The organism is Pseudanabaena sp. CCNP1317, assembly GCF_034931345.1.
GTDB lineage: Bacteria > Cyanobacteriota > Cyanobacteriia > Pseudanabaenales > Pseudanabaenaceae > Pseudanabaena > Pseudanabaena galeata.
In genome coordinates, this window is sequence record NZ_JAYGIF010000153.1 from 31,470 (window position 1) to 42,682 (window position 11,213).

Sequence of the window (11,213 nt, forward strand, 5' to 3'; positions counted from 1 at the left end):
GGAAAATCCTATACGAGTTTCTAGGATAAGAAACCTTACAAAGGACCAGAAATACCTTGCTTGCGAATCATCAAGAAGTGAGCGAGCATGAATACTGCAATCAACCAAGGCAATACAAAGGTATGCAAGCTGTAGAAACGGGTAAGAGTTGCTTGACCAACACTTTGTCCGCCACGCAATAGCTCAACCAAGGTTCCACCCACAACAGGAATTGCATCAGGTACACCAGATACAATCTTAACTGCCCAGTATCCAACTTGATCCCAAGGTAGGGAGTATCCAGTTACACCGAAGGTAACGGTGATCACAGCAAGGATGACACCAGTGATCCAAGTCAATTCGCGAGGCTTTTTGAAACCACCTGTTAGATAAACACGGAAAACGTGCAAGATCATCATCAAGACCATCATGCTTGCTGACCAACGGTGAACTGAGCGGATCAACCAACCGAAGTTAACGTCGGTCATGATGTAGCGCACTGATTCAAATGCTTCAGTAACTGATGGCTTGTAGTAAAAGGTCATCGCGAAGCCTGTCGCGAACTGAATTAGGAAGCAGGTGAGGGTGATGCCGCCTAAGCAGTAAAAGATATTAACGTGAGGGGGAACGTACTTACTCGTAACGTCCTCAGCGAGCGCCCCGACTTCAAGGCGATCGTTAAACCAATCGTAAACTTTACTCATGTAATTGAAAGACCCAAGATTGCTGAACTAGTTAACAATTTTTTGATAGCTGTAACTTATTTTAATACTTATGACCGAGTGTAGGCAAACCTAAAGATGGTTTTTAACAAGTTTCACTAAATTTATAGAAAAATATAGCAAGGTACAGCAAGTTTTTTTTGATCCTACTCTGCATGAAAATACATTTGCGTTTCAGATTAGCAGTTTTTGTGATTTCTCTGTCCAGTACTTGCGTAACACCTGTATTGGCTCAAGTTTGCCTCAAGGAATATCCTCATCCAAACTTGGAAGATCATAAAGAAGAATATTCACCGACACAGCGTGTTGCCTCTGTTCGCGGCGATCGCGACTTAACATTAGCTTGGGCTTTACCCGCAGAATTTACCGAAATCCATCCATTTATAGGCAAGGACTATAATCTGGCAGAGCATGAAGGGCTTGATTTTATCCATAGCAGCCCGTTAATTACTCAAGTTTCTGTGCGATCGGCTTCCGATGGCACTGTTGTGTATATTCGTCGTGATTGTCCGCAATCAGATGCATTTGCGCCCAACAGTTTACAGCGAGACTGTGGCAGTGATTGGGGGAATCATATAGTGATTCGGCATCCTAATGGACTATTTACCCGTTATGCTCACCTTTATCCTAATAGCATTCAAGTAAAGGTTGGGCAGAAAATCACTCGTGGTCAGGAGCTTGGCTACATGGGCAATTCAGGTCGCAGTGATATCAGACATTTACATTTTGAGTTAGGTGTGGCAGTTAAGATCGATCCCTGTGGGTCAGCGCAATCTTTTCACTATGTTTACAATCCAGCTACTTATTTGCAATGGGAAAATTTAAAAAACTCACAAGATTTAAATTATGAATAATTTTCCAGAATGAATGATTTTCCAGATAAAGCTACTGACACAGATCGCGATCGCCTCAATCCAAATAGTGTGCATATTCGCGAGATGAATATCGATGACATTGCGCCGATTTTTCATTTGGGCGAACAGCTATTTACCAGTGATCTCTATCCTTAAAGCGGTTTTCAAATTAGCGTGGTACGAGCTTCACATTCGTAACCAATATCTAGCCATTGGTAATGATCGCGATCGCAATCAAAAATTAACTGTGTTTCCAAACCATCTTGAGGATTACCTCAAGAAGAGTAAGTGTTTCCTAGAGAGGTTTCAAGCCGTGAGTCCTCTCTAGAAGCTAGTTTGAAATTAGCCCGAACTGAGGTTACTTAATTGCGATCGCGTGATGGAGTCGGTTCAACGTTAGGTGAATTATTCGGAGAAGGTTTTGAATCTTGAGATGCTGGAGATGGAACTGGTGTTGGATCAGCCAGAATGGGGATTTTGGAGATTACTTCTTCAGGATGACTAGGCGGAATTCCCTCACTGACAATGATATCTTCGATTACTGTCTTGACAATCGGAGCCGCCACGGTGGAACCAAACGCATCATCGCCAACAGGCTCATCAATTACTGCCATCACCACATAGCGAGGTTCTTTGGCGGGGAAAATACCGACAAAACTAGTGATCTTGGCATTGGAGTAACCACCACCTGTAGTCAAAGCTTTCTGTGCAGTGCCAGTTTTTCCAGCAATCCGATAGCCTGGAATACGCGCAGGTAAACCTGTTCCTTTTTCGACAACATTAGTCATCATTTCTACAACCCTTTGAGCCGTAGCTGGCGAAATTACCTGTCGAGGCGTGGCTAATTTGGGTTGATAGTACTCTTCTCCTTCTTCATTAATTAAACCTTTGACCACATGGGGCGTGAGCAATTTACCACCACTGGCGAGGATACCTTGCAATTGCACCATCTGAACTGGTGTGAGTGAGAACCCTTGACCAAAAGAAGCTGTTGCTGGTTCGATCACATATTCAAGGAACTGCTCTTGGGGCTTGAGGGTACTAGGTGTTTCCGATGGGAGATCGATACCAGAGATATCTCCTAGTCCAATTCGCTCTAGCCAACCGTAATAAACTGAAGACTTCATGCGTTGGACAATATGCACCATACCTACATTGCTAGATCGCTCTAGGATTTGGCTAATACTGAGGGGACCAACTGGACCGACTTGATCGTAGTCAAAGTTAGCGACAGGCCAGCCGCCAATAGTTAAAATGCCTTCGTCGTTAAATACAGTGTCAGGCTGAATTGCTCCTGCTTCGAGGGCGATCGCTACATTGAGTGGTTTAAAGGTAGATCCAGGTTCATATAAGTCCGAAACAGCCCAATTTTTGAAGAGTTTGACATCGGACTCATAGTAGCGATTGGGATCGTAGGTTGGCTCAGTTACGAGCGAAAGTAATCCACCATCTCTGGCATCCATGACAATTACTGAGCCACGCTTTGCGCCAAACTTAACCATTTGTTGCTTGAGAATTTGTCTAGCCGTCCGTTGAATGCGCGAATCAATCGTCATTTGCAAGCTTGTGCGATCGCTTTGCAGCATTCCCGCAGGAATACGATTCGGAATTAACTTGCCATTACCATCTTGGGTAACTGCGGGAGATTGATCGGTACGTTCTAATAATTTTTCTTGACTAAGTTCAATTCCCGCTTGACCTCGATGATCGACATTCACATAGCCGAGTAGCTCGGCGGCTAGATCCTGCTGTGGATATAGTCGATGACGCTGCTGCACTAGATCTAAGCCATCTACTCGTAAGTTAAAAATGCGATCGGCATTTTCTTCGGATAGCCAATATTCGACTTGAGTAGAAGTCGTATCCCGACTGAGAATACTGAGTAATTTATCGGCGGGTCTTCTGAGGATCGGGGCAAGCTTTTCAGCGATCACCTCTGGTTTTTCTTTGTAAAGATGGGGATGGGCAAATAATGTGTAGACAGGGCGATCTAGAGCTAAAACTGCACCTTTGCGATCGGTAATCGTGCGGCGGGGGATAAATGGTCGCAAGGTGAACATTTGCTGTCTTCTCGCCTTTTCGAGTAATTCAGATGATGTCACCACTTGTAAAAAAACTAAGCGCACAATCAACCCAATCATCGACAGAGCCAAAATCATCCAGATCAGCACAGTGCGACGTTTAAAAAGATTAATAGTGGCAAGATCTCTAGGCGGAATCGATGGGTTCATGACTATGATTTTGGCGAAATTCTGTCTACAAGAACCGATGTTTGTTAGCGCAGCTTCGCCGCGCTAACAAACATCGATTTTTTATTTTACGGTGAAGCCCTAAGCTCTTGGCAAAGTTGGCGGAAGCGATCGCCACGTTGCTCAAAGTTAGCAAACTGGTCAAAGCTAGCACATGCAGGCGAGAATAGCACAGTTGGCAAGGGCTGACTAGGGTGATTGTGAGCGCGACTATGGGCAATATGGGCGGCCTGTTTGACAGCATTTTCGAGGGTTTCAACGATTTCATAATTTTTAAAACCTACGTCCTTGAGCATTTCAGCAAACAATGATGCAGCTTCGCCGATTAATAATACGCCGATCGCCCTTTGGCGAATTTGCTCTAGCCATGCACTCGCATCACCTTGCTTCGGTTGACCACCCGCAATCAAAACCACAGGGGGCTTTACTGCTTTTAAACCTACTTCGGCAGCATCATAATTTGTGGCTTTGCTGTCGTTAATAAAGGCAATGCCTTCATAAAAGCACACATGCTCAAGGCGATGGGGAACACCTTGAAAATTAGAGATGGCAGTATCGATATGTTCTGCCTCAATTCCAGCCAGTTTGGCAGCAGCCACCGACATCAATAAATTTTGACGGTTATGGCTTCCCAAAAGTGTCCAGTGTGAGATCGGGAAAACTGGCTCACCCCGAAACTTGACCCAACCCTTTTCAATACAAGCACCATCGGCGATCGCCTCCACCACATGATCGTCAATCCCTGTCCAGATCGCTTTTGGCCACATGGCTGCCCCAAAATTCTCCAAGTAGGGATCATTACCGTTAAGGACAATATGGGCGGATTGATGGATTAAGCTAGCCTTAATATCTCGATATGCCTCAAGGGTGTAGTGACGATTAAGATGATCGGGGGTAAAGGTTGTCCAGATGCCAATTTGGGGCTTGACAGTTTGGGTGGACTCAATCTGATAACTGCTTAGCTCTGCAATAATCCAATCAGGCTGAAGTTGTTTCTGCAAGACTTGTAAAGCAATTTCGCAAGCGGGAAAACCAATATTGCCACAGGCGATCGCCTTTAGTCCTGCCGCCTGAAAAATTGCGGTCGTCAAAGATGTCACGGTCGTCTTGCCGTTAGTTCCTGTGATACCCACCCAAGGAATATGCTTGAGGTAGCGCCAAGCTAGTTCGATCTCCCCGATCGTATCAATACCAAGCGATCTCGCTTGTTCCACCGCAGTGCAATCCCAAGGAACTCCAGGACTCACGATGACAAGATCCATGCTTTGTCCCGACTCAACTATTTTGTCAAAGTCAGGAAATCCGCCAAGCTCAACTGCAATTCCTACTGACTCTAAGGCTTGCTTACGTTGCTCTAAGCTAGTGCTTGCCTGACTATCACTAACTGTCACTTGCCAGCCATCAGCTTTGAGCAGTTTTGCCGCAGAAATTCCAGACTGTCCCAGTCCCAGTACATACACTTGATGCATGGCGATCGCTTGATTTGTAAATTTATTAAATTAAAAAGTTAATAGTCAAGGATACATGAGCTTAAGACATAAAACCCAGAAATGATAAGTAGCGCAAAGTGCTACTTATCATTTCTGGGTTTTGGATTAGTCCTAACGTAAGTTCGGGTTAAAACTTTTTTGAATTACGCGATCGCTTAAACCAACAGATAACACCGCCACCAAATATCAGTCCTACGAAAATACTTACAACGAACACCGATCCTATGTAAACCGCAGGATGATAATCTGCTTTTGAGGGAAATTGAGCCACAATAACACCAGCAGCGACTTGACTTGTGCCTAATCCAGTACCAATGGCGAAGATGGTTTGGTTGAGTTTGCGATCGCTTCTGGCTTGTTCGATGTTGATGATACCTTCGATTTTGCGAACGGAGTTTTCGAGGAATTTTTGCTCTGGGCTGAGACTGGCGAGATCGGCTGCGATTTGGTCAATATATTTGTCGGTAACGATCGCGGTAAATTTGTTGAATAATGGCTGATCTATATTTGGCTTGATACCTTCAAATTGTTTAATTTCGTTTTGATAGTTTTTGAGATTGGTTTCGACGGTATTTTTTTGAGATTCTAATTTAATCAGTTCCTTAATTTCGTTTTGATAGTTTTTGAGATTGGTTTCGATGGTATTTTTTTGAGATTCTAATTTAATTAGTTCCTTAGCATACAAGGTCATCGAATCTAAGTTAAATTTTAAAGCTGTTTGTAATGTCGCTAAGTCTATTTCATCAGAAATCTCTGGTTGGGTGTGTTTTAAAATTTCTTCTTTGAGCGTGTTTTTATTTTTGCGGCTGCAAGTATATGCCCAGATAATTTTATGACGATATCCAAATAGGCGAATTAAGTTGCGATAGAGGTCAGAAATTTTTTCACGATCGATAGGAAATTCAGAGGGAAAAAGGCAGATGACTAGATGTTTACTTTGCTTAATATCACCACGACGATCAGAGGGGAGTTGCCATAGCTCAAAGCAACTTGCACCCAAAAGTTGAGCTTCAGTCACTTGTATGTCTTTATCCCAATTTGACTGCTCGAATATTTGCAGTTGTGAGTAGATTTGTTTGGCGATTTCTATTGTTTCTGTTGGATCTTGAGTTGCCGAAGTGAGTTTTGCTGAAACGAACCAAGTTTGTCCAAGGTAATTATCGGACGTTTCGTTATTTTGATTGTGGAGATGGGAGAGGATGTTTTGTTTGATCTGTAAAAAATTTTTTATATCGCAAGGCGCAAAATTTCGCGTATTCTTATCAAGTTTATCGATAGAACAATTAACTTGTAAGGCATAGGTGTTGCCGAGTTTGACGGGATAGTAATAGCCATCATCAAGAGTGCCTTCAAACGGCTCCGAACGCTTTGCTCCTAAGAGTTGTATATAATCCGAGGGTTCTAATTCTGTTTGACTAAATGTCTTTAATTGAGCATTAGATAGTTTATCTCCATAAATTCTTTGCCAAAAGTTCTTGCTGATTTGAGCAATATTATTGTCAACTTGTCCTAATCCTTCAGCAAGGTCGTAGAGAAATAAATCGATTGTCGGATAAATGAGCGAGTTAGAGTTTGTCATTTTATTCTCAATATGGCAAACTAGCTAGAGATTTTTGGGCGGCTTCTACTGAGTTTAGGGATTGTAAAACAGATTTGACAATTCTCAAAAGAGACTTATGATCAATTTTTTTTAGTTTTAGTAACAGTGCTTCAGATTTCGGCAAAAACTCTTCAAGATCTGTTTTATCGAGCTTAGGCGAATCTTCTAATGGAATAAAGCTTCTTTTTTTATCTTCAGAAGATGGTACAAAACCTTTATTGCGCTCTTGAGATGGATCTAGGCTTTCCCAAGCTTCTAAGTATTTCTGTGAAATTGTGGGATGTTTGCTTGCAATATCATCAAGCAGCACAATATTATCAAATAGATTTGTACTGATTTGATTGAGATGAGATTGAGTGTCATCATCTAATTGATATGCTTGATTTGCTAGGGCAAATACAAGTGCTTTGAATGTGTTGGCTTCGTAGTCTTTCATAGTCCTGTTATCGTGAAGGCAGTCCAATAATAGGGATTATTATATTTTAGCTCTGTAGATAGTTTATTCCTATGACGTTTTAGCAATACGATCAAACTATCGTTGGGTGGAAGATTATTAATTTCTTGATCATACCAGTCGATTAGATCTTGACGGGTGACTTTGCGTAACCAATGTTTGGTGGCAGCAAGAGCAACGTCTGCGGATGTGCCTTGTAGGTAGCGACGGTGAAATTCGATCATGAGTATAGCACTGGATATAGACTCAACTGTCCAAAGGGTGCTGACGACGTTGGCAACGCCGCTATACATGAAGGCGCTAACGATACCGACATATTCATCGGTAATGCTCTGGTTGCCAGCGATCGCAGTTTCACAAGCAGATAGACAGGCAAGTTGATAGCTGCTGAGATCGCGATTGTTGTCTTTGTCTTTGTCTTTGAGATTGCCGATCTCTTTGAGGGTGAGGCGATCGCTACCACTGAGGGCGAGGGCGGAGTCGAGCGGGTTGAAAAAGTCATAGTACCCATGCCCTGTAAAGTGAAAGATGGTATGGGGTTGGGGCGTTTGGACGGTGAGTTGAGTAGTGACTTCTTCAAGGGTAGGTTTGTGTTTGTCTTCTTCTAGGCAGGTTGGTACGATATCGACGTACATTCGACAAATTAGTTCCGATTCCACTTCGGCGGCGGTAAGTTTTGCTAGATCTTGCTTTGTGCCGTCTTTCAGTTCGATGGTGCTATGAGGATTTTCGATCATGAGAAGTCGGTTGTAATCTGGCTTTGGTTTGTGGGGCTGTTCTATGCCAACTTTGATGCTGGGTAAATAGGCGATCGCCTTATATTTGGGATGTTCACCAGTAGATTCCAGTTCAAAGAGACTATCTAGAGGATAGAGGTGTAGGTCACGGTGAGGAATGAGAATCAGTCGCTTGCAGTGGGAAAAATCTGCAAGTTTTTTTTCGATGTCGTCAATACGCAGAATGCTCTTAAGCTCGGTAAGGTGGGCTTCCATCTGATCGCGCCAAAAATGCTCTTCTGGTTTCGGTTCCTTTGATTCAGATTTATTTTCCCCTGCTCTATAGTCAGCATAACAATCTTGCCATGCGGTCATCCAGTCTTTTAGTCTGTTAATTTGGTTAAATGTCTCACTGTCGTCGGTATTGTCTGTGGGTAAAGTAAGTGTAATTTCAGAAGATGCGTTGGGAGCGAGAATGAAGGTAGTAAGGGCGTTGTCGCTGAGATGCCAATAGATAATCGCAGTTTCGGGCTTTTGTTTTAGGAAGTCGCACATTTCCGAATATTTGGGGCTTGATTCGGGGGTATCCGCTAAAAGCCCCTCTCGCATAAAGATGTTTTTATCTTCTTCAGCAAGTTCAAGAGCTTCTTTTAGTTTGCCTTGTTGGATATATAAGCTTACAGTCAATTCATTAAAATATGGTTTGAACTTCTTCTCAAGCCGTTTTTTACGCTCTTCCGATATATTCTTTTTCTCTAGCCAAGATTCTCTAAAACTAGTCCCTTTTCGTAATATTCCTTCTACTATTTTGTTGCGCCGTAATGATAGAAGTACACGTATCAATTCTTTTAGAGTCTCTAGATACAATGTTTCAAGCTGTGCTGCTGCAAAGGCTTTCAATGCATTGTTGTAGCTACGAAAAGATTTACGCCAAAAAGGGAAAGGACTTGTTTGGCTACGTCCATGTAAATAATGAGCATTGCCTATAGCACGATGTAGCTGTCCCCACCCTTCTGGATCAATGTCTTGGTTAATATATTTGAATCCTTCGTTAATAGAAGCAATTCTTCCAAGATAGCCGCGCAGATCGAGTGCTGGACTTTGCGTATCTTTGGGTAAAGGATTGTCAAATAATTCCCGAAGTGCATCTTTCTTTCTATCATCACTTTTTAAAGCCGCAATACCTCGACTAATCCATGCTTGCCATAAATTTCCTTTTGTAATCGTCAATGCGCGATCAAAGGATGTTATCGCTTCTTCATGCCTTCTTAATTTAGTTAGGGTAGCTCCTCTATCATGCCATGATATAGCGTCGCAGGGATTCATACTGAGGGCTTCATCGTAGCATTTTATAGCCTCGTCATATTTTCCTGATTTATCTAGAGACATTCCTTTACCATTCCGAGCTTTATCATATTTGGGATTTATACTGATGGCTTCATCATGGCATTTTATAGCTTCTTCATATCTTCCTAAATTAGTTAGGGAATCTCCTTTGTTATACCAAGCTTTATCAAACTTAGGGTTTATCCTGATGGCTTCAACGTAGCATTTTATAGCCTCTTTATGTTTTCCTAAACTAGCTACAGAAACTCCCTTGTTAAACCAAGTAACCGCATCATCAGGGTTTATCCTGATAGATTCAACGTAGCATTTTATAGCCTCTTCATATTCTTCTAAAACAGCTAGGGAAACTCCTTTTTTAAACCAAGCTTCTCCTCTTTTTAACCAAGCTTCATCAAGTTTGGGATTTATACTGATGGCTTCAATGTAGCATTTTATAGCCTCTTCATATTCTTCTAACGTGGCTAGGGAAACTCCCTTTTCAAACCAAGCTTTATCAAACTTGGGATTTATACTGATGGCTTCAACGTAGCATTTTATAGCCTCTTTATATTCTCCTGATCTACCTAAGTAATTCCCTTTGTTATACCAAACATTCGCGTAGTGAGGATAGATACTGATAGAGCGATCATAGCATTTTATAGCTTCTTCATCTCTTCCTAATTCAGCTTGGCAAAGTCCTTTGAGACTCCAAGCAGTCGCATTAGTCGCATTATCGGGATTGATGCTAATGACGCGATCAAAGCATATTATCGCCTCTTCATATCTTTTTAGTTCATATAAGGAATATCCTCTATCCATCTCGGTATTGACGATCTCAATCGCTCTACTTAAAGATATTGCTCTTTCATTAGATTCAATCGCCTCATCAATGCGATTGAGATTTTGTAGTGCCATCCCTCTGTTGATCCAAACATCAAAATTATTAAGCTTGAATGCAATAGCCCGATCAAAATAGTCCAAAGCTTCCTGATACTTACCTGCTTGGAGTTCTACCAAACCTTTTTGGTAAAACCTCTCAGCCTCAGAATTCTGCCCCTCATCTACTTCCTTCAGTTCAACCACACTCACAACCTGCTCAACTGGTATATTTCCCATCTCCAACCCAATCCCCTGAGCCACCACACCCAACTCCCCACACCCAATCTCCCCCAATCGCACCAACTTCCCCGCCAAATCAGGATTCGCAGGTTCACTCAACAAGCGATCGCCATACCCCCGCAACCAAACCATCATCTGCCGATCGCCACAGCGATCGCCCAAAAATTTTAACAACCTCTGCTCATCCCAACTCACCGCCACACCTTGCAGAACTTGCAAAAACAACTGCTCATATTCGCGATCGGTTAACGGCGCAAGAGACGGCGATCCGTCCGACTTACCACCAAAGAAACCATTCAACCAACTCATCACGCACTAGCCTCGCTATAAGCTCCTAAAATTGCAGCGATTTAATAGGTCAAAATTCTCCATTTCAACTAATCGTAATGACCTGCGATCGCAAATATATAAACGTACTTATCATCGAATTTATAGACGAGTCGATCTTTTTGAGAAATTCGCCTCGACCATAAGCCAGACAGATTATGCTTTAACGGCTCTGGTTTACCTATACCCTTAGCAGGATCATCCCGCAGTAACTCTTTGATAATTTTACAAAGATTCTTGTGAAGATTCTTATCTGAGATCTTGCACCATTCCTAAAAGAGTTAAGTGGGAATGGGTTTGAGAATAATTTCAAAGCCATGACGAGCAGCAATATCGGCACTAATTTGAAGATACCTGAGAAGTTTCAACCAAAGGAC

Annotated in this window: 8 protein-coding genes and 1 pseudogene; 2 read left to right on the forward strand and 7 right to left on the reverse strand. The window is 42.4% G+C overall.

The features are described 5' to 3' along the window. Positions 1 to 35 precede the first annotated feature (35 nt). Positions 36 to 683 (reverse strand): cytochrome b6, encoded by a 648-nt coding sequence (petB, locus tag VB775_RS23860; RefSeq protein WP_094528535.1) that lies wholly within the window; start codon positions 681 to 683, stop codon positions 36 to 38. A 209-nt stretch (positions 684 to 892) separates the two neighbouring features. Between petB and VB775_RS23865 the strand changes: the two genes are divergently transcribed. Beyond that, positions 893 to 1,555, forward strand: coding sequence for a M23 family metallopeptidase (locus VB775_RS23865; RefSeq protein WP_323216986.1), 663 nt, complete (start codon positions 893 to 895; stop codon positions 1,553 to 1,555). A 9-nt stretch (positions 1,556 to 1,564) separates the two neighbouring features. Further along, positions 1,565 to 1,708, forward strand: a pseudogene (locus tag VB775_RS23870) (GNAT family N-acetyltransferase); the annotation flags it as partial. A gap of 209 nt (positions 1,709 to 1,917) precedes the next feature. Here VB775_RS23870 and VB775_RS23875 read toward each other — a convergent pair. The 6 genes from VB775_RS23875 to VB775_RS23900 form a co-directional block, all read right to left on the reverse strand. After that, positions 1,918 to 3,786 (reverse strand): peptidoglycan D,D-transpeptidase FtsI family protein, encoded by a 1,869-nt coding sequence (locus VB775_RS23875; RefSeq protein WP_281008963.1) that lies wholly within the window; start codon positions 3,784 to 3,786, stop codon positions 1,918 to 1,920. Positions 3,787 to 3,872: 86 nt separating this feature from the next. Next, a complete protein-coding gene (gene murD / locus VB775_RS23880) occupies positions 3,873 to 5,273 on the reverse strand; it encodes a UDP-N-acetylmuramoyl-L-alanine--D-glutamate ligase (protein WP_281008964.1) in 1,401 nt (466 codons plus the stop codon). 148 nt (positions 5,274 to 5,421) lie between these two features. Then, positions 5,422 to 6,873, reverse strand: coding sequence for a hypothetical protein (locus VB775_RS23885; protein ID WP_281008965.1), 1,452 nt, complete (start codon positions 6,871 to 6,873; stop codon positions 5,422 to 5,424). Between the two features lie 7 nt (positions 6,874 to 6,880). Then, a complete protein-coding gene (locus tag VB775_RS23890; protein WP_281008966.1) occupies positions 6,881 to 7,330 on the reverse strand; it encodes a hypothetical protein in 450 nt (149 codons plus the stop codon). Beyond that, on the reverse strand, positions 7,327 to 10,818 hold the full coding sequence (locus VB775_RS23895) for a CHAT domain-containing protein (RefSeq protein ID WP_281008967.1): 3,492 nt from the start codon (positions 10,816 to 10,818) through the stop codon (positions 7,327 to 7,329). Before VB775_RS23895 ends, VB775_RS23890 begins: the two co-directional genes overlap by 4 nt. A 68-nt stretch (positions 10,819 to 10,886) precedes the next feature. Next, positions 10,887 to 11,096 carry a Txe/YoeB family addiction module toxin gene (locus tag VB775_RS23900; protein ID WP_281009392.1) on the reverse strand — a complete coding sequence of 70 codons (210 nt, stop codon included), beginning with the start codon at positions 11,094 to 11,096 and terminating at the stop codon, positions 10,887 to 10,889. Positions 11,097 to 11,213: the final 117 nt, after the last annotated feature.

Bases quoted from the DNA above. Each gene is read 5' to 3' on its own strand.
- petB (WP_094528535.1), bottom strand. From the start codon at position 683: ATGAGTAAAGTTTACGATTGGTTTAACGATCGCCTTGAAGTCGGGGCG.
- VB775_RS23875 (WP_281008963.1), bottom strand. From the start codon at position 3,786: ATGAACCCATCGATTCCGCCTAGAGATCTTGCCACTATTAATCTTTTT.
- murD (WP_281008964.1), bottom strand. From the start codon at position 5,273: ATGCATCAAGTGTATGTACTGGGACTGGGACAGTCTGGAATTTCTGCG.
- VB775_RS23885 (WP_281008965.1), bottom strand. From the start codon at position 6,873: ATGACAAACTCTAACTCGCTCATTTATCCGACAATCGATTTATTTCTC.
- VB775_RS23890 (WP_281008966.1), bottom strand. From the start codon at position 7,330: ATGAAAGACTACGAAGCCAACACATTCAAAGCACTTGTATTTGCCCTA.
- VB775_RS23895 (WP_281008967.1), bottom strand. From the start codon at position 10,818: ATGAGTTGGTTGAATGGTTTCTTTGGTGGTAAGTCGGACGGATCGCCG.